Genomic DNA, 25,796 nt, shown 5'->3' on the forward strand with positions numbered 1-25,796 from the left:
AGCATCAGTTCGGCGGCAGCACCGCCTGGACCACCTGTTTGCCGTTCTCGACTTTCACGACAAAGCTTTCGCGCGACATCTCGCCGGTGTCGTCCCAACTCACATCCATCAGGACGCCGGGGTGCTCCTTGGCTGTCAGCTTGAGACCGTGCAGCTTTTCCGCGATGGCCTTGCTGTCCGGCTTGCCGACCATTTCCGTGACGTATTTCAGCGTCCAGGCGGCGGTGTAGCCTTTGATGGCATTGTGGTCGGGCGTGTACTTGAACTTCGTCTTGAAGCGCTCCACCATTTCCTTGACGGCGGGGATATCGGCATCGGGCGTCAGGCCGACATGGCCCATAGCGCCGTTGGCTGCATCGCCGGCAAGTTCGATGACCTTGTGGCCGATCAGAGTAGTTTCGCCGAGAAGGGGTTTGTTCAGGCCTTGCTTGCGGGCTTCGCGCAGGAAGCGGGCGCTTTCTTCTTCGGTGTAATAGATGAAGAAGGCTTCGGCCATGGAGCCCTTCAGCTTCAGCACGTCGGCGGAAAAGTCAGCCTGCGCCTGTTCGGACGGCACATCGACGACGATCTCGATATTGGCAGCCTTCATCGCATCGACGAAAGCCTTGTGGCCGCCCTTGCCGAATTCGGTATTGGCCCAGGCGACGCCGACCTTTTTCAGGCCCATCGTCTCGGACATGTATTTGGCAAGTTTCGGCACGCCCTTTTGCGAGCCGAAGGCGGTGCGGAAGATGTAGGGGTTTTTCATGGCGACGATGGACGGAGCCTCGGAGCCGGTGAACTGCGGAATGCCGGCCTGACGCGCGACCAGCATGTTGACCACGGTTGATGACGAGAACACCGTTCCCATGATCGCGTAGATACCGTCGTCAATTCCCTTCTGGACCATGGCGCGCGAAACCTGTGGGTCGGTCTGGCTGTCATATTCCAGAACCTTGACCGGCTCCTTGAGAATGCCGCCCTGGGCATTGATTTCCTCAAAGCCCATCTTCACGCCATCGCGGAAGTTGGTGCCAGCCGCGGCACCGGGTCCGGACAACTCGACGATCGAGCCGACCTTCAGTTCCGCAAGCGCCGGCATTGCGCCGAGCGCCAGTACCATTGCAGTCGTGGTGATTAGTTTTCTGATCATGACCTTCCTCCTTGGCTGATCGATATTTCCGTCCCGGCGGCCAGGTCTCCTCCCTTGTCGCCGTATCCCTCCTGCCCGTGCGTAAAGCCGGGCCTGCGGTGTCTTCGTCTCGATCGCCTAGGCGTCGATCGTGCGTGTCCCCATCAACAGATCGGCCAGCAGCACGGCCTGGGCGTCGAACATGCCTGACCCGGACATGGTGCCGCAGCCCTTGTCGCGGGCAGCAGCAATCAGCGGCGGCACGGCCGGCCGCGTCACGACGTCCGAGACGAACTGGTCTGCGGTCAGAAGATCCGTCTGCACCGGCAGGGGATCGGTCTCACGCATGCCAAGTGGCGTGGCATTGGCGACCAGTGCAAAACCGCGTGGATCTGTTGAGCCTATTCGCGCACGACCCGGAAATGCCTTGTTCAACTGCGCGATCAACGCATCGCGCTTGTGCGTGTCGAGATCGTGGAGGGCCAGTTCCGAGGCGCCGCGCGCCAAGATTTCGTAGGCGATGGCCGCTCCGGCGCCGCCGGTACCGACCAGAAGCGCAGACTTGCCGGCGATCTGGAAGCCTTGGGCTGCGATACCGTCAAGGCAGCCGTGTCCGTCGGTTGCGTCGCCTACCCAGTCGTCGCCATCGCGGATCATGATGTTGACGGCGCCGGATGCCTTTGCGCGGGCCGATATGCGGGCGCAGAATTCGAGGCAGGGGACTTTGTGCGGTACCGTGACAATGATGCCCGCGACATTGCGCATGCTCTTTGCCTGCGACAGCCAGCCGGCCAGGTCTTCGGGGAGAATATGGACCGGTGCGACGATGCCGTTAAAGCCGCGATCGGCCATGATCTGGCTGAGCGAAGCGGGCGATTTCACCTGTCCGATCGGATGGCCGATGATCGGGAAGAGCTTGGTCTCCCCGTCGACCTTTATATGTATACTCACGCCTTCCTCCCCTCGGCATGCGATCCGACCCTTGTCCGGTCGTTCTCAAGCTCGACAAAAACATAGGCTCCGTCGTCGGCAAATGGACGATGGGGGCGAAACGTTGGACTATTCAACACCGGCGGTCTCCTTCAGTTCGGCCAAGGCCCGGGCGATGCCGTTGCTGACGGTCGTGACAGGCTGATTGCCGAGGATGTGTGGCACCGGGTCCGACGCCAAATCGGCGGGAATACGCAAGGGCGGTCCGCTGATCCGGATCTCGTTCCAGCCGGACTGGTGACTGAGTTCGGCGACAAAATCGGTCATCTCCACCGTATCGCCGGCCATCGTCAGAACGGTCGCTCCTTCCAGCGGCACTGTCATCGCGGTCGAAAGGATCCGGGCCACGTCGTCGACGTAAACGAAGCCGACGCGGCCAGAAAAACGGATTTCAGCCGGTTCGCGGCGCACGGCTGCTCCAAGCGCGATCGACGGACCAGCCGCGATGCCAGCGCTCTCGCCGGGGCCGTAGACGATGTAGGGGCGAAGGCCGAGGCTCGGGATGCCGTGGTCGAGCAGATAGGCCCGCGCCATGCCTTCGACCGCAAGCTTTGTCGCCCCATAGACCGTCATCGGCCTTGGATTGACGGCATCGTCGAGTCCGAACACGCCGGCCGAGCTCAGATAGGCAACCGGTAGGCGCTTTGCCTTTGCCGCCTCGAACACATTGATGCTGCCTAGAAGATTGACGCGCGTGCCGAGCGCCGGGCTGCGGGCACAATCGACCGTCATCAGGCCGACGAGATGGACAATTCCGTTGCATCCATCGGCAGCTTTCGCCACCGCGGCGGCATCGGTGATGTCGCCCGAGACGATCTCGACGCCATCCATGACGGATAGTCGTTCCGGCTTGGGAGCCAGGTCGAAGATCCGGACCCGGTGCCCGGCCGCCTGCAATGCCCTGACGGTTCGCAGGCCGACGAAGCCGGTTCCGCCGGTCACAAGGACGAGGCTCATGCAGCCTCTCCCTTGCGAGCAGCGACGGCGCGGCGGGCTGCATGACGGGCGGCGATGGCCCCGAACACGATCGCCGGGCCGACTGTGATGCCTGGGCCGGGATAGACCCCGCCCATGATCGACTGCAAATCGTTGCCGCAGGCATAAAGGCCCGGAATTGCCGATCCGTCGCGGCGGAGAAGCTGAGCATTTTCGTCGCCGACCAGGCCTATGGCCGAGCCGATATCGCCAGGCCAGAGTTTGACGGCATAATAGGGCGCCGTCTCGAGCGGCCCGAGCGTCGGATTGGGCCCATGCGTCGGATCACCGTTGGCCCTTTCGTAGACGGTGGTGCCGCGGGCGAAATCTGCGTCCGTGCCGCTCCTCGCATAGGCGTTCATCCTGGCCACGCTGTCGTTCAGGCCGGCAGCGTCGATGCCGAGCTTTCCTGCCAGTTCATCGAGCGTTGCAGCCTCGGTCAGGTAGCCATCGGCAAGATAGGGGGCAATGTTCGCACCGCCGGGCCGTATCATCCCCATGCCGTATTTCTTCAGCGCCGCAGCGTCGGCAATCAGATAGGTGGGCACATGGCTGCCGTCCTTGTTCGCCGCATACATGGCCGACACGAACAGGTGGTAGCTGGTGCTTTCGTTGACAAAGCGACGACCGTCGCGGCCAACCGAGATGATGCCGGGTTTGGAACGGTCGAAGACGAAATGCGGAAAAACCGCGATCGAGCCATCGGCGCGCTTGCGATGCGAGACCGGCGCCCAGAAGCACGGCTGCGCCGCCGTGTCGCCGTGATAGGCGCCCGCGTTAAAGGCGAGATCATGCAGCGTGCCCGTATGACCGGGTGCCGACGGGCTAAACTCGGGCAGTGGTTGCGGCAACTTGTCTGCACGCATGGTCGGGTGACGGGCAAAGCCGCCGGAGGCGAGGATCAAACCGCCCGTGACGTGAATCTGCCGTTCGGTATCCTTCTGACGGAGTGTCACGCCTGTTACGCCGTGAGGCCCGGTCGTGAACGCCAATGCCTCGGTTTCGGTGAGGATGGCGACCCCAAGCTTGCGCGCGGCAAGCAGCATCCTGCCGATGAGAGCATTGCCCATCACCAGCCGCGTTCCGCGGCCATGGCGGATCTTGTCCAGGTAGTAATGTCCGATCAGTCGAGCCGAGTAAGCGGTCGACTTCGCCGATTTGCCGATTTTCATCAGATGGGCGATGTCGTCACGGTCCACCATGAGGCCGCCGAGAATGGTAAATTCCGGGATGGGCGGACGGATGAGATGCAGGTCTTTCCCGAGCGCCGATGCATCGAACGGCAAAGGTTCGAGAGCCCGCCCGAAGGACGTGGCGCCCTCCAGCTCGTAAAGATAGTCGGGGTGAAAAGGGCGCGCACGGAATTTGACGTCCGTTTTGTCTTCCAGCGCATCGACCACACCTTTCCCGGCTGCAACAAACGCATCGCGCACGGATTTGGAGCTGTGGTTGCCGACAGCGCGATCGAGAAAGCCTGAAACCTTATCGCGACTGTCGTCGGCACCCATGGCCTGCGCGTGACGGGTAAGCGGGATCCACGTGGTCGCGGCGGAATAGGAGGTCGTGCCGCCGAGATATTCGGTGCGCTCGACCAAAAGGACACGTGCGCCTTCCATCGCGGCAAAGATGGCGGCAGACATGCCTCCTGCGCCAGCTCCCAGTACGACGACATCGTAATCTGGCCCGACTTTCGTCAGTGCATGTTGCATGTGACAATCCTCCCAAAAGACGAGACAGGCCAGTCTTCTGTGGTCACCATCACAAATTATGGAATGACATTCAATAATAAAAACCAGTTCCATTTTTGTTGTTCGTCTGATACCTCACATTCGATCGGGGAGGATCTGGATGGGACGTGTAATCGACATTGCGGTAATTGGAGCCGGTGCCATCGGCCGCACGCATATCGATACGCTGGCCGGAATGCCCCGTTTTCGCCTGACGGCGATCGTCGACCCGATGCCGGCGGGTTCTGTTCTCGCTGCCTCGCTTGGCATTCCCTGCCTACCGTCCTCCGAGGCCCTGATCGATTCGAGTCTCGCTCGCGCGGCGATCGTCGCCACTCCGAACGAGACGCATCTCCCCGTATCCGAAGCTTTGTTGCGGGCCGGTATTCCTGTGCTTCTGGAAAAGCCGGTCGCCGAAAGCCTGGCTTCGGCGCTGAGGCTGATCGCGATTGCCGACGAGACCGGTCTGCCGCTTCTGATCGGTCACCACCGCCGCCATAACCCGATCATCCGCGCAGCCCATGCGGCGATCCATGCCGGCCGGATTGGCGATCTGGTGATGGCGACCGTGACCTGTTCGCTTGCCAAGCCGGCCGGATACTTCGAGGCCGCGTGGCGCAGAACTCCGGGCGCCGGCGGGCCACTGCTGATCAACATGGTCCACGAAATCGATCTGCTGCGGCATTTCTTCGGCGAGATTGCGCAGGTCCAGGCGATCGCCAGCCATGCGCGCCGCGGTTTTGCCGTCGAGGATACGGCGGCGGTCAATCTCTCCTTTGTCGATGGCGGGATCGCGACCCTGTGCATTTCCGATACCGCGGTCGGCCCCTGGGCCTGGGACCTGACAGCGGCGGAAAATCCGGCACGCTTTCCAGCTCATCCGGTAACCGCCCATCATTATGCCGGCAGCAAAGCTGGCCTCTCGCTGCCCGATCTGACGCTCTGGGAACCGAAGGGCGAGCCGGACTGGACTGAGAAGTTGCGACCGACAGTACTCGATGTCATCCAGGCCGACCCCTACGAGCGCCAGCTTTCCCATTTTGCCGATCTGATGGACGGGTCAGGCACGCCGATCGTGTCAGTACGGGACGCGACGGCCAACCTGATCGTGCTCGATGCGATCCGCACGGCAGCCGATACCGGACAGTCCGTCACAGTTGACCTTTCACCGCTCGAAAGCCTTAGTGGAACCGTGTTCAACAACGGAATGGGTCCATGAGCAGCGTTCTCGGAAAATCCCTCGCCATCATCGAACTGCTGGTCAATCATCCGGCCGGCCTCACCGTGTCGGCGATCGCCAGCGAAATCGATCAGCCGGCAAGCGGCGTACACCGGACTTTGCAGGAGCTCGCGCGGCTCGGTTACGTGCGCCAGGCGCAGGCGCAGGGCGATTACGCCCTGACTATCAAGCTGCCGGCCATGGGCGTCGGGTTTCTCGGCCGTGCCGGCATTACGGATGTGGCGCAGCCGGTGCTCGACGAACTGGCAGCCCATTCCGGCGAGTTGATCCGGCTTTCGGTCATCGATGGCGACCGCTTGACTTGGGTGGCGGTGGCGCAGGGGGCAACACGTGGCCTCCGTTACGATCCGGGCCAGGAACAGGGCGTGGTCGTGCATCTGGCGAGTTCCGCCGGCGGTAAGGCGTGGCTTTCGTCGATGAGTGATGAAGAGGCGCTGTCGCTTGTCTCCGGCCAAGGGCTTTTGCGACAGGCGGAAGGCACGGGACCGAACGCCCCGCGCAGCCTTACGCTCCTGTTGGAACAACTGGCTCAGGCCCGCGCGCTCGGTTACGCGACGGCGGTGGATAGCTATATCGCCGGCATGGCGGCTATGGCCGTTCCGGTCCGGTATCACGGCCATGGTCAGGTGCTCGGATGTCTCTCGATCGCCGGCCCGGCCGTGCGGATGACGGCGGAGCGGATGGCGGTGCTCGCACCCCGGCTCCAGGCCGCGGCCATCGAACTCGGCGAGGCAGCCTCGGGATCGCAATATTTTCAGGCAGTCGTGAAGGCGGTTGAGCCGGCCAGAGGAATGGAACGGAAGACCGCGTAGCAACGCGCCGTTCCACTGTCTTGTCCGGGCATGTACGTAAGGCGGGGATGGATGGAACGGCAATCTGTGAACACCATGACCTGTGATGTTCTCGTCATCGGTTCCGGCGCTGCCGGGCTCGCGGCGGCGGTGACGGCAGCGCACTACGGCTGCAAGGTCATCGTCGCTGAAAAGGCTTCTGTTTTCGGCGGTACATCGGCTTGGTCGGGCGGCTGGCTCTGGATACCCCGCAATCCTCTGGCGCGGGCCGCCGGAATAGACGAACCACCGGAGGGGCCGCGCGGATACCTGCGCAGCGAACTCGGCAACCGTTACGGTGATCCGCGCGTCGCGGCCTTCCTGGACAAGGGTCCGGAAATGGTTTCCTTCTTTCAGGATCATACGGAGGTCCGCTGGGTGGACGGCAATCGCGTGCCGGATTTCCACGACACGCCCGGTGCTCTGAAGGGTGGCCGGTCGGTGACCGCGGCCCCGTATGACGGGCGGCGTCTCGGTCCATGGATCGACAAGCTCCGCCCGCCGCTCGACGTCGCCAGCCTCTGGGGCATGGGGCTGGCAAGCGGTGCCGACATCGGACATTTCTTCAAGGCAACCCGCAAGCCGCGTTCGGGGCTGTACGCAGCGGGCCGGCTCGTCCGGCATTTTCGCGATCTTGCATTGCACCGCCGCGGCATGCATCTCGTCAACGGCAATGCTCTAGTTGCCCGTTTGCTGCGCTCGGCGCTCGATCTCGGCGTTTCGATGATGGAACAGGCGCCGGCAAAAGAGCTGTTGCGGAATGGCGATCGGGTCGTCGGCGCGCGGCTGGGCACTGACGGTGGCGATACGATCGTTCATGCGGCGCGCGGCGTCGTGCTGGCGACCGGTGGTTTTCCGCATGACCGCGACCGCCTGACCGCGCTTGCCGGATCGGCCGGCGGCGGCGAGGGGCATTTTTCGGCCGCACCCCGCAGCAATACGGGCGACGGATTGCGGCTGGGGGAAACCGTCGGCGCCACCGTTTCGGCCGATCTCGCCTCGGCCATGGCGTTGGCGCCGGTGTCGCTGGTGACACGGCCGGATGGCAGCGTTGCCCATTTCCCGCATCTGATCGAACGCGCCAAGCCCGGCATCATCGCGGTTACAACGTCGGGCAGGCGGTTCGTCAACGAGGCGGACAGTTATCACGACTTCACCAAGGCGCTGCTCGATGCGACGCCGCAGGCAAGCCCGCCCGTTGCCTGGCTGATTGCCGACCACAAGGCACAGCGGCGCTGGGGCCTTGGATGGGCAAAGCCGTTTCCGTTTCCTCTCGGCCCCGCGATCCGTTCCGGCTACCTCAAAAGAGGCCGAACGCTGGCCGAACTTGCCGCGGTCTGCGGCATTCCCGAAGTAGCTCTCACAGACACGGTCGCGACTTTCAATCGATATGCTGAGCGTGGCGAAGACCCCGAATTCGGGCGCGGCCGGTCCGCCTACAACCGGGTCCAGGGCGATGCCGACCACGCGCCCAATCCATCGCTTGCCCCGCTTGCCCATGGGCCGTTTTACGCGGTGAAGATCGTGCCCGGATCGCTCGGAAGCTTCGCTGGCCTTCGCACCGATCCGCAGGCGCGGGTTCTGGACGCGGGCGGCGAGGCAATCCCCGGTCTGTTTGCTGTCGGCAACGACATGACGTCGATCATGGGCGGCAATTACCCGTCCGGCGGCATCACACTCGGTCCGGGCATGACGTTCGGATACATCGCCGGTCGGGTTCTGTCCGGCCAGCCCGTCACGGTATCCGAGACAATTTCACAGGAGGAAATGGAATGAGCCTTTATGAACTTGCGACGCTCGACACGGTGATCTTTGGCGCTGGCAAGGCAACGCCTGGGATCGAAGCCTGGGTTGCCGCAGGCGAGGGGCGCCTCTGCGGAGCCTGGGGCACCGATATCGGCTCGCTGAACCGTATCTTCCTGCTGCGCGCCTTCGACAGTCTCGATAGTCTCTACGGCGAGCGCGAGCGGGCGTTGCGTAGCGACAACCCCTTCGGCTGCGTCGAGCAACTGGTTTCGCTCAGCATGGAAAGCTACCGCGCGCTGGAATTCCTGGCCCCCATCAAGGCCGGCACGTTCGGTCCGATCTATGAGTTCCGCACCTATCACACCCGGATCAACGGCATCACGCCGACCGCGGAAAAATGGGCCGATGCGGTGCCCGGGCGCGAGGCCTATTCGAAGCTCACCGTTGCCATGTATGGGCTCGACGGCAGGCCGCGGCTCACCCAAGTCTGGCCCTATGCCAGCCTTGCCGCCCGCACCGACGCCCGCGGAAAATCGGTCGCCGACGGCAAGTGGCCACCGAAGGGCGGTCCCGACTGGCTGACACCTGAAATGACCAGCCAGATCGCCATGCCGCTACCCTTCTCGCCGCTGAAGTGAAGGCACTGATCGGGCAGGCCATCATCGCGACGGCCTGGTACGAGACGTCGGGACGTCATCCTGCCGCTCTCCGTGTCCGGCGAGCGTTGCTTTTCTGCGTGAAGGCGGACCGGCATCAGTCCTATAGATTGGCCGTATAGTCCATTGTTCAAACGCCTGCGGGTGCGCTTAAAGAGACCCCAAGATCTACGGAGGATTTCATGCGCACCCAAGTCGCCATCATCGGTTCTGGCCCTTCGGGTCTCTTGCTTGGCCAACTGCTGACCAATGCCGGTATCGAAAACGTCATTCTCGACAGGGTGAGCAAGGACTACATCCTTGGCCGGGTGCGGGCGGGCGTGCTGGAGGAAGGCATGGTCAGCATGATGGAGCGTGCCGGTGCGGCGGACAGGATGCACAGGGACGGCCTCCCACATGACGGGTTCTCGCTTGCCTTCGACGGCCGCGACCACCGCATAGACCTGTTCGGGCTAACAGGAAAACGCGTGCTGGTTTACGGCCAGACCGAAGTCACCCGCGACCTGATGGATCAGCGCGAAGCCTCCGGCGCAACCACGATCTATAGTGCCGAAAACGTAGCGCCGCATGACTTCGATGGAACGAACCCGTACGTGACATTCGAAAGAGAGGGCGTCAGCCACCGGATCGACTGCGATTTCATCGCCGGCTGCGACGGTTACCACGGCATCAGCCGTAAATCGGTGCCGGAGCACAGTCTCACGACGTTCGAACGGGTCTATCCGTTCGGCTGGCTCGGGATCCTGGCGGATGTGCCGCCGGTCAGCCACGAACTGATCTACGCCAATCACAGCCGCGGTTTCGCACTGTGTTCGATGCGCTCGGCCAGCCGCAGCCGCTACTATATCCAGTGCGGACTGGACGAGAAGATCGAGGATTGGTCGGATGAGCGCTTCTACGACGAACTGCGTCGGCGGTTGCCGGCGGAGCATGCGGAAAGCATGGTCGTCGGCCCCTCATTCGAAAAATCGATCGCGCCGTTGCGGTCCTTCGTTGCCGAGCCGATGCGGATCGGCCGCCTGTTCCTGGTCGGCGATGCCGCGCATATCGTGCCCCCGACCGGCGCCAAGGGGCTGAACCTTGCAACCAGTGACGTGTTCTACCTGTTCGAGGGGCTGCAGGAGTATTTCTTAGAGAAATCAGCCGCGGCGATCGACGCCTATTCGATGCGAGCCCTCAAACGGGTATGGGGCGCCGTGCGCTTCTCCTGGTCGATGACGACGATGATGCACCGCTTCCCCGAAGCCGGCGAGTTCGATCGGAAAATCCAGGAAGCGGAACTCAATTATCTCGTAAGCTCGAAGGCTGCAGCAACAGCACTCGCCGAAAACTATGTCGGCATGCCCTATTAGGCTCCGTCGGAAAGAGTTGTAGGCCGAAGCTGCGGAGCGGCCGCCATACACGCCGATCGCGATCATTGCTCATCGCAAACGTGATAAACTGTTGTATTCGTCGACATGCGTCATACACTTGGCAGGATGGTTGGGCGTTCCTGATCGTCGGCATCCGCAATATCGGTTGTGTGTCCCACTGGATATTTTATGTTGAATTGACAGCAGACGAGAACGATCGATTGGTAGATACGCACGACAGTCCTTTCACCACTCAGAAATCAGTACATCGGCGGAAAGCGTGCAGCGCTTGCGCCAACTGCGATGTGCGCACAATGGCTGTTTGTGCTGCGTTGGCTGACGAGGAACTTTCCGAACTCGACAAGATCATGACCTCTCGGCATCTTGCTCCCAACGAGATGCTTGTGAGCGAAGGCGACCCTTTGCATCGGACCTACAGCCTTACTGCAGGCATGTTGCGACTATCGATCGCGCTCCCCGATGGACGCCGCCAGATCACCGGCTTTCTGCTGCCGGGCGACTATCTTGGCCTGGCGGATGAGGACGTCCATTCCTCCACGGCGGAAGCGATTGGTTCAGTCCAGCTCTGTTCGTTCTCGACGCGCGAAATGCATGCGCTGATGGAACGCTACCCCAAGCTGAAGGACCGGCTGCATTCCTTTACCCGCTCGGCGCTTCGCCAGGCCCGTGACAATCAGATGATTCTCGGGCGCCTGGCGCCGGTCGAAAAGCTTGCGAGCTTTCTTCTGGCGCTGTCGGCAAGGGCTGCGGAGCATAAACTTTCCGCCAATCCTCTGTCCCTGCCAATGTCGCGGACCGACATAGCGGACTATCTTGGGCTGACGATCGAAACCGTCAGCCGCTCCTTCACCAAGCTGCGCAATACGGGCATGATCCGGCTGCCCGATCCGCAAACCGTCGAACTGATCGACATGTCTGCGTTGGAGGCCGTTGCAGGCATCAACGTTCACTGATCTTCGCGCAGACGTCCGTCCGTCAGATGGAGGATGCGGTCAACGATCCCGAACGGCAAGTGCGCATGGCTGATGAGGAGGACGGTTCGTCCCACCGTCGCGTTCCTGAGATCACGGAAGAACGAGAGTTCGGTTTCCCGGTCGAGACCGCTGGTCGGCTCATCGAGAACGAGGATCTCCGCCTTGGACAGAAGTGTTCGGGCGAGGCAAAGCCGCCGTGCCTGTCCGACGGAGAGTGTATGACCGGCTTCTCCGACCGGCGTTTCCAGACCGGCAGGCAGACTGCGCACAAAATCGGCGAGACGCGCCTTGCCGAGAGCGAACCAGCATTCGTCATCGCTCGCTCCGTTGCAGCCGATCCTCAGATTGTCACCGATCGTGCCGATGAAGACCGGCGCGTTCTGTTCGAGCAGGGCGATCCTGGCGTGGAGATCGGACTGCGCGATGTCGCGGATATCCGTACCCGCAACGCGCACGGCTCCCGCGATGGGATCAGCGAGGCGCAGGAGAAGGGCGCCGAGTGTGGATTTTCCGGCGCCGCTTTCCCCCATGATGGCGACGCTACTTCCGGCGTCCACCGTCAGATCGAGGTTCCGTAGGACAGGCCGCCGCGGATCGTAGCCGAAGGTCAGGCCTTCGATTGAGATACTTCCCCCGGCGGGAAGGGCTGCCGGATGGAGCGTATCGACGACAACAGGTGGTGTCTCCGCCAGTCTCCTCAGTCGCTCCGCCGCGGCGATCGCGCTACCGAACTTTGCGACCTGCCGGGTGACGGCCGCCGTTGCCTCGAAGCTCCCGAGCGAGGCGAGAAGAAGGCCGACGAGAATAGGGCCGCTGATCAGGCCACGCTCCAGAGCCGTCAGCCCGGTCAGCAATGTGCCGACGACTGCAAGTCCTCCGAGGACGGCGATTGCTGCTGACGCCGATGCCGAGGCACGGGCGAGACGCAGCCTCGTCCTTGAAAGATCTGCAGCGATTGCATCGGAGCGTGCCCGCATCCGATCGGCAGCACCGAATGCAATCAGATCGGCGTGGCCGTCGACCATGTCGAACGCCGCCACACGCAGTTCGGTCGAGAGGTCTATGATCCGGGCGCCCAGCCGGCGCGTTCCGCTTGAAAGCAGAATCGGAACGACAAACAGAGCTGTCGCCATGAAGACCGCATATAGGATTGCAGCTGCCGGCAGCATGACGGACAGGAAAACGGTCACTGCCGTTGCTGTGAGTACACCCGTCACGAGCGGACCGGCTGCGACGATGAACACACTGTCGAGCGCATCCACGTCTGCCGTTAGCCGTGAAACCGCATCGCCCTTGCGGAGCGTCTGGCTGGCTTGGTGCACGCCGGGACCGAGGCGTCTGAACAGCCATTCTCTGATGTCGGCCAGTACTCGAAGCGTCGTGTCGTGACCGACGAGCTTTTCGCCGTAGCGCGACAGGATGCGCAGCATCGACAGTCCTCGGACAGCAGCCGACGGACTGAAAAGATTGAAGCTCATGGCAGCGGTGGTCAGGAATGCCGCGGTCAGAAACCAGCCGGACAGGCCCAGCAGAGCAACGCCCGCGAGAAGGGTCGCCAGCGAAAGCCCAAGCGCAATGGCGAAGCCTGCCAGATGGCGCCGAAACAGCGGGTGAAAAGACAGAAGCGCTCTCATGCGGCAAACTCCCGACCAGAGGAAACGACAGACAGGGTCGGCTTCATTGGCAAGAGATGTCCGTTCTCGAACCGCACTGTCGCGTCCATGCGGGAAGCGACTGTCATCGAATGCGTGGCAATGATCATCGTCCGCCCTTGGGCGAACCCCTGGAGGCGATCGAGCACGGTCGCTTCCGTCTCGGGATCGAGATGCGCGGTCGGCTCGTCAAGCAGGATGATGGACGGATCCGTGAGATAGAGGCGGGCCAGGCCGACGCGATGCGCCTCGCCGCCCGACAGGCCGAGACCACCTTCTCCGATACCGGTGGCAAGGCCGTCCGGAAGGCCATCGCTGAACGCCGTGACCAGGGCCAGATCGGCCGCGCGGCGGATCTCGTCGTCGCTGGCGCCGGGATTAGCAAGGCGGATATTGTCGGCGATCGTGCCGTGAAAGAGATGCGGTTTCTGACTGACGAAGGTCAGCATCCGGCGGAGCTCGCGCTCATCGATGTCATCGAGCCGGCGATTGCTGAACTCGATTGTTCCCTCAGTGCGCGCAAGCCTTGCCAGCACATTCAGCAGCGTCGACTTGCCGATGCCACTGCGACCGACGAGGGCGATATGCTGGCCGGCCGGGATGCAGAGTCTGCTCGATGTGAGCAAAGTGGATCCACCGTCCGGCGTTTTCAGGCTGAAATTGGTGGCAAGGATCGTGACCGCAGAGGAAACGAGACGCAACGGTGCCGGAGGGATTATCGCAGCCACGGGCATGGGAAGCTCGCCGAACTGGCGCACGATCTCGGCGACCGCACCCTTGGCATGGGCGCGGTCGTGGTAATGTGCGGCGAGCGATCTAAGCGGAAGATAAACTTCCGGAGCCAGCAGCAGACAGAAAAGCCCGGATTGGAGCGACAACTGCGTACCGGGCAGGTCGACCATGCCGAGATAGCTGAGGCCGACGTAAAGTGCGACGCCGGCAACGCCAAGCGCTGCGAAGAATTCGAGCACCGCCGATGACAGGAACGCGATCCGCAACACGCGCAGCGTCCGCCGGCGAAGCTGGTCTGTCGCTTCGTGCATGGCTCCAGCCTCGATCTCCATTCGTCCGAACAGCTTCAGCGTGAGGAGACCACCGAGACGATCGGCAAAATACTCCGACAGCCGCGACAGCGCATTGGCCTGTGCATCGCTCGCGGCCTGCGCCCCGAAGCCGACCAGCGCCATGAACAGCGGGATCATCGGCGCCGTGAACAGGAACAACAACCCGACCACCCAGTCGAACGGCATGACGGCCGCGGCAAAGACGATGGGGAGCAGCGCGGCCTGAATGGTTGCGGGCAGGAACCGCGAAAAGAATCCCTCCAGAGCCTCGACCTGATCGACGACCGTGCTGGCAAGCGCGCCGGACGACCGGTCTTGTCTCCAGTCTGGACGGGGGGCGAGCAGCCGTGTGGTCAGGCTGTCGCGCACCGTTCGCTTGATCTTTTCGGCAGCGAACGATCCCGCCACTTCGGCAGCAATGGAGAGGGCGATACGGAGTGCAACGAGGGAGGCGAAACCGAAGATCTGCGGCCAGAGTTGGTCTAAGGGAACGCCATCCTCGATGGCCCGGCCAAGCACCTGCGACAACAGGAGCACCTGCCCGATCAGCAGCAGGCCGGAGATTATAGGGAGTGCGACCGCGATGCCGAGGGCGATGCCGCCGTGTCGGCGCAGGGCGGAAAGCGCTTTCCGGTCGCCGCCATCTTCACCCATTTCCTGCTCGTCTGTGCTTGTGGTCATCGGTTTCCGTACTGCCCTGATCGTCGTGGGACTATCTAATCCGGCATGCAGGAGGGCTCATTGATTGCAATCAATGCACGGGGCCCGTGCGGTGGATTATGCCGCTTTCAGACCGGGGATTTCGAACCGGAAAACCTGAAAATAGGCGGGTAGACACATGATCGACTTTACGGTTGTCGACCTTTCGCGACTGCAGTTCGCGGCGACGGCAATGTACCACTTCCTCTTTGTTCCGCTGACCTTGGGGCTGTCGTTTCTGATGGCCATCATGGAAAGCGTCTATGTGATGACCGGGCGCGAAATCTGGCGGCGCATGACGCTCTTCTGGGGCACGCTGTTCGGCATCAACTTTGCGCTGGGCGTCGCAACCGGCATCGTCATGGAGTTCCAGTTCGGCATGAACTGGAGCTATTACAGCCACTATGTCGGCGATATCTTCGGGGCGCCCCTTGCGATCGAGGGCCTGATGGCCTTCTTCCTGGAAGCCACGTTTATCGGCATCTTCTTCTTTGGCTGGGACAGGCTTTCCAAAGTCGGCCATCTGGCCGTGACCTGGCTCGTGGCGCTCGGCGCCAACTTCTCGGCCCTGTGGATCCTGATCGCCAACGGCTGGATGCAGAACCCCGTCGGCTCGACCTTCAATCCCGATACGATGCGCATGGAAATCACCGATTTCGCCGCTGTCATCTTTAATCCCGTGGCGCAGGCAAAGTTCGTCCACACGGTCAGCGCCGGCTATGTCACCGGCTCCATGTTCGTCATGGCGATCAGCGCCTGGTTCCTGCTGCGGGGACGCCATCTGGATCTAGCCAAGCGGTCGATGGCGGTCGCTGCGAGCTTCGGCCTCGCCTCGGCTCTTTCCGTCGTCGTCCTTGGTGACGAGAGCGGCTATGTCGCGACCGAGCACCAGCAGATGAAGATCGCTGCGATGGAAAGCATGTGGGAAACAGAACCGGCCCCTGCCGGCCTCAATGTCTTTGCCATCCCGGGCGTCCGCGAGAACAGCTATGAGGTGAAAATCCCTTACGTCCTTGGCCTCATCACCACGCGATCACTCTCCACCGAGGTGCCCGGCATTCTGCCCTTGGTCGAGCGTGCGGAAGTCCGCATCCGCAACGGCATGACCGCCTATGCGGCGCTGGACCAGATTCGTGCCGACCGCAACAATGCTGCTGCCCGCCAGACCTTTGCCGATACCTGGCATGACCTCGGTTATGCACTCCTGTTGAAGCGTTACGTCGATGACGTGCCGGCGGCGACCGACGAGCAGATCGAAAAGGCCGCCTGGGATACGGTGCCGGACGTGCCGACGCTGTTCTGGAGCTTCCGGTTCATGGTTGCGATCGGCATTTACCTGATCGTCTTCTTCGCGGTGGCTTTCTATCTGGCCTCCCGCCACAGGCTTGGTGAAAACCGCGTGCTTCTGTGGATCGCCCTGTTCAGTCTGCCGCTGCCATGGGTTGCCATCGAATTCGGCTGGCTCGTTGCCGAATACGGGCGTCAGCCTTGGGTGGTCGAGGGAGTGCTGCCGACCTTTTATGCCGCGTCGGGCCTAACCCTCGTGGATCTGGCGATCAGCCTCGGCTTCTTCCTCACGGTCTACACGACGCTTGCCGTCATCATGGTTCTGCTGATGCTCAAAATCATCAAGGCCGGTCCGAGCGAAAGAAACGTGCTGATCGACGGCATTCGCGGATCGGCAGTGGTTCCCGAACGCGCCGCCGCTGCGCCGCAACGCTGACCCTCTCATTCGAAAGCAAGGTCCATGTCCCATTTACCTCTCGATTATGAAACATTGCGGATCATCTGGTGGTTGCTGCTCGGCGTCCTCCTGATCGGCTTTGCCATCGCCGACGGCTACGATCTCGGCGTTGGCGCCCTCCTGCCATTTGCGGCCAAGACGGACGAGGAGCGGCGCATCCTGCTCAACCTGATTGGGCCGACCTGGGAAGGGAACCAGGTCTGGCTCGTTCTGGGCGGCGGCGCCATCTTTGCCGCCTGGCCGGCGCTCTACGCGGCTTCTTTCTCCGGCTTCTACCTTGCCATGATCGCCATCCTGCTGGCCCTCATCCTCCGGCCGGTCGGTTTCAAGTTCCGCGGCAAGGTCAAGGATCCGCGCTGGAGAAGCACCTGGGACTGGGCGCTGTTCATCGGCGGTTTCGTGCCGGCGCTGATCTTCGGTGTCGCGGTCGGCAACGTGCTGCTCGGCGTACCTTTCGGCCTCGATGGCACGATGAGGGCCCATTACGACGGGAATTTCTTCGGTCTTCTTCGGCCATTTGCCCTGGTCGCTGGCCTCACCAGCCTGTCGATGCTGGTCATGCACGGAGCCGTGGTCATTGCCATGCGCTGCTCGGGGCCGGTCGCCGAACGCGCGACGCGCTTTGGCCGGATGGCGGCCGCAGCCACCGTCGCCCTGTTCGCGCTCGCCGGCTTGTGGGTCGCCTTCGGCATGGACGGCTATGTCGTCACCAGTATTCAGGAAGCTGCCGGTCCATCCAATCCGCTGGCGAAAACCGTCGTCACGCAGGCTGGAGCATGGCTCAACAACTACCATGCATATCCCTGGATGATCATTGCGCCGGTTCTCGGCTTCGTCGGGTCGCTCGTCGCCCTGGCAGGACTCGGCAGCCGTCGGTTCAAGATCGCACTCGCTGGATCGAGCCTTGCCATCTTTGGCATCATCTCGACCGCCGGCCTGTCGCTCTTCCCCTTTCTGCTGCCGTCGTCGATCGATCCGGCCGTGAGCCTGACGGTCTGGGACGCGTCATCCAGCCACCTCACCCTGTTCATCATGCTGCTGGCGACCGTCGTCTTCCTGCCGATCGTGCTCGCCTACACAGCCTGGGTCTACCACGTGATGCGCGGTCCAGTGAACGCGGCCTCGATCGGTCGCAATCCGAACGCTTACTGAAGGAGATCATTCATGTGGTATTTTTCCTGGATCCTCGGCGTCGGCCTCGCCTGCGTCTTTGCCATCCTCAACGCCATGTGGTTCGAGATGAAGGAAGACCGGCGCCTCTCGGCGCTTCCGGACCCCTCAAACAGGCCAAAACGCAGCGCCGTCGGAGATCCGGCCGCATGAAACCGGATATGGTCGAGCGTCTCGCGGAAATGCCGGTTCCACGATACACATCCTACCCCACCGCCGCGGATTTCAGCGAGGCGGTGGGACCCAAGGAACAGGCCGCCTGGCTCGGCCAACTTGATCCGGCCGAACCGGTCTCTGTCTATCTGCACGTTCCCTATTGCCGGCAGCTTTGCCACTACTGCGGTTGCCATGCCAAGGCGGTGCGGAGGGCCGAGCCGGTCGAGGACTACCGGACCACGCTGGAGGCAGAGATCGCGCTGGTTGCCGCTCACCTGCCAGCCCGGCTGAAGATCGGCCGCATCGCCTGGGGCGGCGGCACGCCCTCCATTCTGGGCGAGGCAGGCTTGAGCTCCGTTCTCGGTATGCTCAAGAAGCATTTCGACCTGGAAGACGACTACGAGCATTCGATCGAACTCGACCCGCGGATGCTCGGGCGCGATCTTTGCCAAGCGCTCGGCCGGCTCGGGATCAACCGCGCCAGTCTCGGCGTCCAGGATCTCGACACCGTTGTGCAACAGGCAATCGGGCGGGAGCAGCCGGAAGAAAAGGTGGCCGCCGCCGTCCGCGACCTGCGCGACGCCGGCATTTCACGCATCAATTTCGATTTGATCTATGGTCTGCCGAACCAAACCCAGGAAAGCTTGCTGACGACCTGCCGTTCCGTCTTGGAGCTTAATCCGGATCGCATCGCCTTTTATGGATACGCCCATCTACCATCACGAAGGGCCAACCAGCGCCTGATCGATAGCGCATCGCTTCCTGGACCCGTCGAGCGTTTGCAGCAGGCAAGCGCGATCGCGTCTTTCTTCATCCGCGAGGGCTATCAGGCGATCGGCATCGATCATTTTGCCACGCCTTCCGATCGACTGGCGGCTGCCGCAAGAGAAGGTCGGCTCCACCGCAATTTTCAAGGCTACACGGACGACGATCGCCCGACCCTGCTGGGGTTCGGGTGCTCTTCCATCTCGCGGCTCCCCGGTGGCTACACGCAGTCCGAATCCGGTATCGAGGCTTACAAACGCCATATCGCGGAGGGGTCTCTACCCACGCGACGCGGCCACGCCTTTGTCGAGGACGATCATGAACGCGCGACAATCATCGAACGCCTGATGTGCGATTTCTCCGTCGATCTGGGACAGAATGCCGCCGGTTATGCCGACGAACTGGCCTTGCTGCGACCGTTCGCTCTGAGCGGTCTGTTGACGGTGCGGGCGAACTGCATCTCGATGACGGCAAAGGGGAGACCCTATGTTCGCACTGTTTCGGCTATCTTTGACCGGTTCAGAAGCCAGGGGCAAAATCTGTTCAGCCCGAGCGTATGAACGTCACCACTGAACGTCATCACTGACATAATGAATTTGAGGATTTCGGCTTGAGGAGCGGAAAGCGCGCCCTCACGAAAGGCAGACGGGATGAATATAAGAGAACTTGATTATCAGGAGTGCATGGCATTTCTTTCAAAAACCCGGATGGGGAGACTGTCCTGCGTCCTCGAAGGCCGCCCGTACACGGTTCCGATTTCTTTCATCATTGAGGACGACTGGTTCTACAGCTTCTCGCTCGAGGGCAAGAAGATCTCGTGGATGCGCGAGAATAACTCCGTCTGCATTCTGGCAGACGAAATCTCCAGTCCGCAACAATGGCGGACCGTTATCGCGAATGGACAGTTCAAGGAATTCGACCAGGCTGCCGAATGGGCGAAGTATGCGCGTGCATGGTCTCTTCTGCAGTCCAGCAACGCAACCTATTGGTTGCCTGGAGGACTGAAAACAGCAGCGGCCGGGGTGCAAAACAAACCCGTCTACTATGGAATTCGGATCGAAAGCGTCTCGGGGAGAGAGGCCTATCTCCCGACCGAAACCGGACGTGTGTCCGGCATGCATCCGCATTGATGCGCACGGTGTCGCCCGGTTCACGCGCCAGCCGGGCGACACCAAAGCCGTACGGCTTCGGCTGCCGCCAGACTTATACGCGCGCTACTCTGCGGGGTGCTGCCTGCGCGTGTGGAACCGCGCTTTCAGCCAGACCAACAGATCATCCAGGAATGTGAACACGACCGGGATGACCAGCAAGCTCAGGAAGGTTGAGGTGATGAGGCCGCCGATCACCACGATGCCCATCGGCTGGCGGAAGCTTGAATCGCCGGATACGAGGCTGAGGGCGGCGGGCAGCATGCCGCCCGCCATGGCGATCGTCGTCATCACGATCGGCCGCGCCCGCTTGTGGCAGGCATCCACCAGCGCGTCATAGCGTGACATACCGGCGCGCCGCGCCTCGATCGCGTATTCGACGAGCAGGATCGAGTTTTTCGACACGATGCCCATCAGAAGCAGCAGGCCGATGACCGCAGGCATCGAGAAGCTTGTTCCCGTCAGCACCAGTGGCAAGAGCGCGCCGCCGAGAGCCAGCGGCAAGGCCATCAGGATCGTGACCGGCTGCAGGAAGTCATGGAAAAGCAGGACCAGCACCGCGTAGACGCAGAAGATGCCGATCGCCATCGCCAATCCGAAACTGCTGAACAGCTCGCTCTGGCGCTTCAACTCTCCCTGCTCGACGAATTTCACGCCCTGCGGCAGGTTCTTGTAGCCGGGAAGCTGCGCTGCCTCGTTCGTCACTTCCGAAAGGCTCCGGCCGTTGAGCTCGATCGTGAGCGAGACGTTGCGCGACCGGTCGAGCCGGTCGATCTGGCTGGGGCTGGAGCCTAGCGATATGTCGGCGATGGCGCCGAGCGCGACATTGCCGTCCTTGCCCTCGACCGGGATGAGCGACAGCGCATCCAGCGATTGCCGGCTCGCCGTGTCGAGCATGACCCGGATGGGGACCTGGCGTTCCGGCAGGTTGAGCTTCGACAGGGCCGCATCATAGGCGCCGGCCGTTGCGACCCGAATGGCGTCGGCGATCGCCTTCGAGGTCACACCCAGAGATGCGGCTTCCGCGAGATTAGGGCGGATGGTGATCTCCGGCGATTGGGTCGCGGCCGACGAGGTCACGTTGCCGATGCCGGGCAGCGTGCGCAGGTCGGACTCGAGGCTGGCGGCCGCTTTTTCCAGAAGGTCGGAATCGTCGCCGGCCAGCGTCAGCGTCAGCTGCGTACCATTGCCGCCGGATCCGATCTCAAGACGGACGCCGGGCAAGGTTTCCAGCGCCTTGCGCAAATCCGCTTCGATCTGAGATTGCTTGACGTCACGGTCGTCGATCGACGTGAGGTTGACGACGAGCGTCGCACTGTTGGTGCTGGCATTCGAGGTGCTGTTCATCCCGCCCGTGGAGGCCGTGCCCGTTGCCTGGAAAACCGAGGTAACGTGGTCGACGCCGGCAATGACCGCGGACGCCTTTCGCGCCGCTTCGTCGGTCGATTCAATGGTCGAGCTTGGAGGCGTCGTGATCGTGACCTGGGTCTGGCTGCTATCGGATGCCGGAAAGAACCCGGTCGAGAGATGGCTGAGCAGCAGGATCGTGAACGCCAGAAATCCGACTGTACCGAGCACCGGTATCCAGCGCCGACGAAGCGCGCCTTTGACGGCCCAGAGGTAGGATCGCATCAGGCGACCGTCCTCTTCGTGTGCCTTGCCGCTCGGCTTCATGATGTAGGCCGCCATCATCGGCGTCACCAGACGCGCGACGAGAAGCGAGGCGAGGACGGCGACGGAGGCCGTGATGCCGAATTGCTTGAAGATGATGCCGGGAATGCCGCCCATGAAGGCTGTCGGCAGGAACACGGCGACCAGGGTGAAGGTGGTGGCGATGACGGCGAGGCCGATTTCGTCGGCGGCTTCCATCGCTGCATCCATGGGGCTTTTCCCCATGTTGAGATGTCGCTCGATATTCTCGATCTCGACGATCGCATCGTCGACCAGGATCCCGACCACCAGCGACAGCGCCAGAAGCGTGATCGTATTCAACGAATAGTCGAGCAGATACATGACGAGAAACGTCGGGATGATCGACAAGGGCAAGGCGACGGCGGCCAAAAGCGTCGCCCGCCAGTCACGCAGAAAGAGCCAGACCACGAAGATCGCGATCAACGCTCCCTCATAGACCATATGCATCGAAGATTCGTAGTTCTGCTCGATCGGTACGATCGTGTTGTAGGCCTCTTCGATCGTCACTCGCGGATTTTCTGCCGCGAATGACTTCATCTGTTCGCGGATACTGTCGGTAACGGCGACGTCCGAGTATCCCTTGGACCGCTTGATCTGCGCGGCAATGACCGGTTTGCCGTTGATATAGGCAAGCGAGCTGAGATCACTGTGGGAATCGGTAACCGTGCCGAGTTCGTCCAATCGAACCCAGTTTCCGGCCGGCAATGGTATCGGCAGTGCGCGGAGCTGTTCAACGCTGCCGACGGCCGCCAGCGTTCGGACAGACTGGCTTTCGCCGCCGATCCGCCCCTTGCCGCCCGACAGGTCAGACTGCACTGAATCGAGCTGCCCGTTGACGTCGTTTGCAGACAGACCGAGGCCATCGAGCAGATTGGCGTTGAGTTCGACGCGGACCTCCCGGTCGACACCGCCCAGGCGCCCAACTTCGCCGACGCCTTCGACAGCCATCAGGGCACGCGACATGTTGTTGTCGATGAACCAGGAGAGTTCCGCCGCATCCAGCGTGTCTGACCGCACCACATAGGTAATCAGCGGCGATGCATTCAGCGACTGTTTGGAAACCGTCGGTGCGTTCATTTCTTCCGGCAAGTCGTCCTGCGCCTGATCGACGGCGCTCTTTACCTCGTCCAGTGCTTCCTGCGTGTTCTTTCCGACTTCGAAGGCGACGGAAATGCTGACGGAGCCATCGGTAACCGTCGTGGTCACGGAATCGAGCCGCGCCAGGCCCGTCAGTTCGTCTTCGATCTTGCGCGCGACCTCGGTCTCAAGCTGTGAGGCGGCGGCCCCGTCGAGCGACGCACTGATCTCGATCGTCGGAAGATCCATGTCGGGAAAGTTCTGGATGTCGAGACGGTTAAACGCCCACAGGCCGCAGGCCGTCATCAGGACGAACAGCAGGATCGGCGGAACGGGATTGCGGATGGACCAGGAGGAGAAATTCACTTCATCGCCTCCGTCTCGGCTTCGGCGACCGTATCGACCACCCGCACCACGGAACCGTCCGCAAGAAACGCGCCGCCGGAGACGACGACTTCCTCGGTCGTGTCGATCCCCGATACGATCTCGACCCGGTCGCCTTGCCGCCGGCCGGTCTCGACACGCTTGCGGGTTACCGTCGGCTGATCTGTCGCGTTGAGGACGAACGCGTAGGAAAAGCCGTCCCTCAGGGTGACGGCCGTTGCCGGAACTGTCAGCGCATCGGTGGCGCTGAATTCGAAATTGCCGCTGACGAGAATGCCGGTCTTCGGTTGTGGCATTCCGACTGCGGGCTGCAGGGCGACATAGACAGTGACCCGACCGCTGGCGGTCGAGCTCGTGGGCGAGACAAGCCGCACCTCGCCACGGACATCGCCGAGCGGCGTCGGAATGACCGCTTTGGTGCCTTCCTTGACATCGGCCAGCCGCTTGACCGGCAGCTCCGCCTGCCACTCGATGCGATTCTGGCGGATCAGCTTGAACAGTTCGTCGCCGGCGGTCACCACCTTGCCAAGCGACGCGGACCGTTCAGAGATCACGCCATCGTCGTTCGCGTAGACCTTCGTGCGGTCAAGGGTCAGCTGCGCGGATGCCAGCGCGGCCTTCGACGACGCAAGGGCTGCTTTCGACTTGCGCTCCGTGATCAGATACTCCGTCGTCTGCTGGGCGGAGATCGCACCGGAGCCGGTCAGCCCGCGGGCGCGGTCGGCATTCGCGACCGCCTGATCGAGATCGGCCTTTGCCTGCTCGACGCTTGCCTGCTGTTGCTCGAGCTCGGCCTGCGCGGTTTCGGCGTCGAATTGCACCAGCAACTCGCCTTTTTTTACCGTCGCTCCCACATCCGCATTGATGCCGATGATCCGCAATCCGCTGACTTCGGCGGAGATCACTGCTTCATGCCAGGCCGCAAGGCGCCCGCTTGCAGGAATGAGCACCGGCCACTGGGAAACCTCCGATTTCGTCACGCTGACCGTGAGGGCGGCCGCGCCGGCGGTCGTCTGCGTCGCGTCCTGTGCCCGGCCTGCCGGGGTGAAAGCAAGACAGACGACGCAGGCAAGCGCCATCGTCGTGAGCGGGTGTGATGTTTTAAGCATTAGTTGAGTTCCCGTGCAGAAGAGGCAGCGGCGGTCGGAATGGACCAGCCTCCGCCAAGCGCTTTGTAGAGGGCGATCCAGTATTGGACGGCGTCGCGCCTGATTTCGATGAGAGTGATGGCCGCCGATTGCGCCGATCGGCGAGCTTCTTCGCGGTCGAGAATGCTGACGCCCCCGGACGCCCAGTTCTGGTCGACCGCGCGGAAATAGCGCTGATAGTTGTCGGCAGCGCTTTTTGCGTCGGCAATCCGCCGCAGCGCCGTGTCGACCCGCAACAGCGCCGTCTCGACTTCGGCAACGGCGCCAAGCACGCCAGACTTATAGTTCGCAACCGCGATATCGTAGTCGGCAACCGCACTGCGCACAGCCGCCCGTCGTGCTCCGCCATCCAGCAACGGCACCGACAGCGCCGGTCCGAAGGACCAGGGAACAGACCGGCCGGTCACGGTGGACTGGCTGATCGAGATCGATCCGCTGAGGCTGAGGCTGGGGTAAAGATCGGCCTTCGCCGCGCCGACGTCCGAAATCGTTGCGGCGACTTCAGCCTCCAGCGCATTGACGTCGGGCCTCTGTCGCAGGACGTCGGCAGGCACGGCAGTGATCCGCACCGCAGATGGCTGCGGAATACGCCGTTTGCCCTGATCGAGTAGCCGGCGGACCGCCGGTTCGTCTCCGCCCGTCAATTGTGTGAGCGATTTGATCAGGATCTCGCACTCGCCGCGCTGGGCCGTCAGGCTTGACGAGGAGGCAGCAGCGCTTGCCCGTGCCAGCGCCAGGTCAGCTGTGGACGTAAAGCCTGACTGCGCCGACCGTTCCGTGGCGCGGATGGTGGCCGTCTGCGAGGCAAGCTCGTCGCGGTAGAGGCGCTCCAGTTCGCGGCAGGCGCGGTACTGGACATAGTCGTCGCCCACTTCGGCGGCAATCGAAACGCGGGCATCGTGCCATGACCAGACTTCGCCAGCGGCCCGCGATGCAGCGGCGCGCACCTGCTTCTTGGTCTTGCCGAACAGATCGATTTCCCAGGCGGAATCAAGCCCGCCGCTCTTTGTCGTCCCGGCGGTCAGCCTGTTATTGTCGTTACCCTTATTGCCCTCACGGCTTGCCGATGTAGAGCCGTCGAGCGATGGGAAAAGCCCTGACGCGGTGCTGTCGAGCGTGGCGCGCGCCTTGTCGATATTCGCCACCGCTTGCTCGATGGTCGGGTTTTCGCGGTCCGCCATGTACAACAAGGCGTCCAGCGAGGGATCCTTGAAGCTTGCCCACCAAGCCACGAGATCGGCTGTTCGACCGCCATGCGGAAGCGTCGCATGCCAGAAGGCGGCAACAGCTGGCGTCGCCGGCTTGAGAGTGCCAAGGCTCGTGCATCCGGTAAGCAAGGCCGCGATGGCCAGGACTGGTAGAACTGAAGAAAGAGTGCTGCGCATCGATTGGACACCGCCTTAACTGAAGGCCGCAGTATAGGGATCGCCATGTTAATGTCGGTCAAGAGCAGGTTAAGTTAGGTAAAACTGCTG

20 protein-coding genes are annotated in these 25,796 nt (G+C 62.3%); 11 read left to right on the plus strand and 9 right to left on the minus strand.

The window, feature by feature from the left end:
- Window positions 1–4: 4 nt before the first annotated feature.
- The 4 genes from ACQY1J_RS00630 to ACQY1J_RS00645 all read right to left on the minus strand — a co-directional run bounded on the left by ACQY1J_RS00630 (window position 5) and on the right by ACQY1J_RS00645 (window position 4,785).
- The gene (locus ACQY1J_RS00630) at window positions 5–1,132 is read right to left on the minus strand and encodes an ABC transporter substrate-binding protein (RefSeq protein WP_113166124.1); all 1,128 of its coding nucleotides are present in this window, start codon (window positions 1,130–1,132) and stop codon (window positions 5–7) included.
- A 117-nt stretch (window positions 1,133–1,249) separates the two neighbouring features.
- Window positions 1,250–2,062, minus strand: a complete 813-nt coding sequence (locus tag ACQY1J_RS00635; RefSeq protein ID WP_430249693.1) for a shikimate dehydrogenase family protein — start codon at window positions 2,060–2,062, stop codon at window positions 1,250–1,252.
- Window positions 2,063–2,170: 108 nt separating this feature from the next.
- Entirely contained in the window at window positions 2,171–3,058 is an 888-nt protein-coding gene (locus ACQY1J_RS00640; RefSeq protein WP_430249694.1) for an NAD-dependent epimerase/dehydratase family protein, read from the minus strand.
- Window positions 3,055–4,785, minus strand: coding sequence for an FAD-dependent oxidoreductase (locus tag ACQY1J_RS00645; protein WP_430249695.1), 1,731 nt, complete (start codon window positions 4,783–4,785; stop codon window positions 3,055–3,057). Before ACQY1J_RS00645 ends, ACQY1J_RS00640 begins: the two co-directional genes overlap by 4 nt.
- 139 nt (window positions 4,786–4,924) lie before the next feature.
- Here ACQY1J_RS00645 and ACQY1J_RS00650 point away from each other — a divergent pair, with 139 nt between their 5' ends.
- The 6 genes from ACQY1J_RS00650 to ACQY1J_RS00675 all read left to right on the plus strand — a co-directional run bounded on the left by ACQY1J_RS00650 (window position 4,925) and on the right by ACQY1J_RS00675 (window position 11,601).
- A complete protein-coding gene (locus ACQY1J_RS00650; protein WP_430249696.1) occupies window positions 4,925–6,022 on the plus strand; it encodes a Gfo/Idh/MocA family protein in 1,098 nt (365 codons plus the stop codon).
- The gene (locus ACQY1J_RS00655) at window positions 6,019–6,855 is read left to right on the plus strand and encodes an IclR family transcriptional regulator (protein ID WP_430249697.1); all 837 of its coding nucleotides are present in this window, start codon (window positions 6,019–6,021) and stop codon (window positions 6,853–6,855) included. Before ACQY1J_RS00650 ends, ACQY1J_RS00655 begins: the two co-directional genes overlap by 4 nt.
- A 75-nt stretch (window positions 6,856–6,930) precedes the next feature.
- Window positions 6,931–8,649, plus strand: a complete 1,719-nt coding sequence (locus ACQY1J_RS00660) for an FAD-dependent oxidoreductase (protein WP_430249981.1) — start codon at window positions 6,931–6,933, stop codon at window positions 8,647–8,649.
- Complete coding sequence (locus tag ACQY1J_RS00665; protein WP_430249699.1) at window positions 8,646–9,257, plus strand: NIPSNAP family protein; 612 nt, start codon at window positions 8,646–8,648, stop codon at window positions 9,255–9,257. Before ACQY1J_RS00660 ends, ACQY1J_RS00665 begins: the two co-directional genes overlap by 4 nt.
- Window positions 9,258–9,457: 200 nt before the next feature.
- Window positions 9,458–10,627, plus strand: a complete 1,170-nt coding sequence (pobA, locus tag ACQY1J_RS00670; protein WP_430249701.1) for a 4-hydroxybenzoate 3-monooxygenase — start codon at window positions 9,458–9,460, stop codon at window positions 10,625–10,627.
- Between the two features lie 314 nt (window positions 10,628–10,941).
- Complete coding sequence (locus tag ACQY1J_RS00675; protein ID WP_082471789.1) at window positions 10,942–11,601, plus strand: helix-turn-helix domain-containing protein; 660 nt, start codon at window positions 10,942–10,944, stop codon at window positions 11,599–11,601.
- Here ACQY1J_RS00675 and cydC read toward each other — a convergent pair.
- Both cydC and cydD read right to left on the minus strand, forming a co-directional pair.
- The gene (gene cydC / locus ACQY1J_RS00680) at window positions 11,595–13,256 is read right to left on the minus strand and encodes a thiol reductant ABC exporter subunit CydC (protein ID WP_430249702.1); all 1,662 of its coding nucleotides are present in this window, start codon (window positions 13,254–13,256) and stop codon (window positions 11,595–11,597) included. The two genes, ACQY1J_RS00675 and cydC, sit on opposite strands and share 7 nt — an antisense overlap.
- A complete protein-coding gene (gene cydD / locus ACQY1J_RS00685) occupies window positions 13,253–15,019 on the minus strand; it encodes a thiol reductant ABC exporter subunit CydD (RefSeq protein ID WP_430249703.1) in 1,767 nt (588 codons plus the stop codon). The genes cydC and cydD overlap by 4 nt, the downstream gene beginning before the upstream one ends.
- A 160-nt stretch (window positions 15,020–15,179) precedes the next feature.
- Between cydD and ACQY1J_RS00690 the strand changes: the two genes are divergently transcribed.
- From ACQY1J_RS00690 to ACQY1J_RS00710, 5 genes are all read left to right on the plus strand, one after another.
- On the plus strand, window positions 15,180–16,760 hold the full coding sequence (locus ACQY1J_RS00690) for a cytochrome ubiquinol oxidase subunit I (RefSeq protein WP_430249983.1): 1,581 nt from the start codon (window positions 15,180–15,182) through the stop codon (window positions 16,758–16,760).
- Window positions 16,761–16,784: 24 nt separating this feature from the next.
- Complete coding sequence (gene cydB / locus ACQY1J_RS00695) at window positions 16,785–17,933, plus strand: cytochrome d ubiquinol oxidase subunit II (RefSeq protein ID WP_092663253.1); 1,149 nt, start codon at window positions 16,785–16,787, stop codon at window positions 17,931–17,933.
- A 12-nt stretch (window positions 17,934–17,945) separates the two neighbouring features.
- Complete coding sequence (gene cydX, locus ACQY1J_RS00700; RefSeq protein WP_062578213.1) at window positions 17,946–18,104, plus strand: cytochrome bd-I oxidase subunit CydX; 159 nt, start codon at window positions 17,946–17,948, stop codon at window positions 18,102–18,104.
- Window positions 18,101–19,432, plus strand: a complete 1,332-nt coding sequence (hemN, locus tag ACQY1J_RS00705) for an oxygen-independent coproporphyrinogen III oxidase (protein ID WP_430249704.1) — start codon at window positions 18,101–18,103, stop codon at window positions 19,430–19,432. Before cydX ends, hemN begins: the two co-directional genes overlap by 4 nt.
- Before the next feature lie 123 nt (window positions 19,433–19,555).
- Entirely contained in the window at window positions 19,556–20,002 is a 447-nt protein-coding gene (locus ACQY1J_RS00710) for a pyridoxamine 5'-phosphate oxidase family protein (protein WP_192078527.1), read from the plus strand.
- Window positions 20,003–20,086: 84 nt separating this feature from the next.
- Here ACQY1J_RS00710 and ACQY1J_RS00715 read toward each other — a convergent pair whose 3' ends face one another.
- Genes ACQY1J_RS00715 through ACQY1J_RS00725 form a run of 3 tightly spaced genes read right to left on the minus strand, consistent with a single transcriptional unit; the run spans window position 20,087 to window position 25,706 of the window.
- Window positions 20,087–23,155, minus strand: a complete 3,069-nt coding sequence (locus ACQY1J_RS00715; RefSeq protein WP_430249706.1) for an efflux RND transporter permease subunit — start codon at window positions 23,153–23,155, stop codon at window positions 20,087–20,089.
- On the minus strand, window positions 23,152–24,282 hold the full coding sequence (locus ACQY1J_RS00720; protein ID WP_430249708.1) for an efflux RND transporter periplasmic adaptor subunit: 1,131 nt from the start codon (window positions 24,280–24,282) through the stop codon (window positions 23,152–23,154). The genes ACQY1J_RS00715 and ACQY1J_RS00720 overlap by 4 nt, the downstream gene beginning before the upstream one ends.
- Window positions 24,282–25,706, minus strand: coding sequence for an efflux transporter outer membrane subunit (locus ACQY1J_RS00725; protein ID WP_430249709.1), 1,425 nt, complete (start codon window positions 25,704–25,706; stop codon window positions 24,282–24,284). The genes ACQY1J_RS00720 and ACQY1J_RS00725 overlap by 1 nt, the downstream gene beginning before the upstream one ends.
- Window positions 25,707–25,796 lie beyond the last annotated feature (90 nt).

Source organism: Neorhizobium sp. DAR64860/K0K1 (assembly GCF_050500205.1).
Classification (GTDB): domain Bacteria; phylum Pseudomonadota; class Alphaproteobacteria; order Rhizobiales; family Rhizobiaceae; genus Neorhizobium; species Neorhizobium soli.

What these genes read in the sequence shown, in the direction of transcription:
- pobA (WP_430249701.1), top strand. Translation starts at nt 9,458, where the DNA reads ATGCGCACCCAAGTCGCCATCATCGGTTCTGGCCCTTCGGGTCTCTTG.
- cydC (WP_430249702.1), bottom strand. Translation starts at nt 13,256, where the DNA reads ATGAGAGCGCTTCTGTCTTTTCACCCGCTGTTTCGGCGCCATCTGGCA.
- ACQY1J_RS00710 (WP_192078527.1), top strand. Translation starts at nt 19,556, where the DNA reads ATGGCATTTCTTTCAAAAACCCGGATGGGGAGACTGTCCTGCGTCCTC.
- ACQY1J_RS00725 (WP_430249709.1), bottom strand. Translation starts at nt 25,706, where the DNA reads ATGCGCAGCACTCTTTCTTCAGTTCTACCAGTCCTGGCCATCGCGGCC.
- cydX (WP_062578213.1), top strand. Translation starts at nt 17,946, where the DNA reads ATGTGGTATTTTTCCTGGATCCTCGGCGTCGGCCTCGCCTGCGTCTTT.
- ACQY1J_RS00720 (WP_430249708.1), bottom strand. Translation starts at nt 24,282, where the DNA reads ATGCTTAAAACATCACACCCGCTCACGACGATGGCGCTTGCCTGCGTC.
- cydB (WP_092663253.1), top strand. Translation starts at nt 16,785, where the DNA reads ATGTCCCATTTACCTCTCGATTATGAAACATTGCGGATCATCTGGTGG.
- ACQY1J_RS00645 (WP_430249695.1), bottom strand. Translation starts at nt 4,785, where the DNA reads ATGCAACATGCACTGACGAAAGTCGGGCCAGATTACGATGTCGTCGTA.
- ACQY1J_RS00660 (WP_430249981.1), top strand. Translation starts at nt 6,931, where the DNA reads ATGACCTGTGATGTTCTCGTCATCGGTTCCGGCGCTGCCGGGCTCGCG.
- cydD (WP_430249703.1), bottom strand. Translation starts at nt 15,019, where the DNA reads ATGACCACAAGCACAGACGAGCAGGAAATGGGTGAAGATGGCGGCGAC.
- ACQY1J_RS00655 (WP_430249697.1), top strand. Translation starts at nt 6,019, where the DNA reads ATGAGCAGCGTTCTCGGAAAATCCCTCGCCATCATCGAACTGCTGGTC.
- ACQY1J_RS00630 (WP_113166124.1), bottom strand. Translation starts at nt 1,132, where the DNA reads ATGATCAGAAAACTAATCACCACGACTGCAATGGTACTGGCGCTCGGC.
- ACQY1J_RS00650 (WP_430249696.1), top strand. Translation starts at nt 4,925, where the DNA reads ATGGGACGTGTAATCGACATTGCGGTAATTGGAGCCGGTGCCATCGGC.
- ACQY1J_RS00665 (WP_430249699.1), top strand. Translation starts at nt 8,646, where the DNA reads ATGAGCCTTTATGAACTTGCGACGCTCGACACGGTGATCTTTGGCGCT.
- hemN (WP_430249704.1), top strand. Translation starts at nt 18,101, where the DNA reads ATGAAACCGGATATGGTCGAGCGTCTCGCGGAAATGCCGGTTCCACGA.
- ACQY1J_RS00675 (WP_082471789.1), top strand. Translation starts at nt 10,942, where the DNA reads ATGGCTGTTTGTGCTGCGTTGGCTGACGAGGAACTTTCCGAACTCGAC.
- ACQY1J_RS00640 (WP_430249694.1), bottom strand. Translation starts at nt 3,058, where the DNA reads ATGAGCCTCGTCCTTGTGACCGGCGGAACCGGCTTCGTCGGCCTGCGA.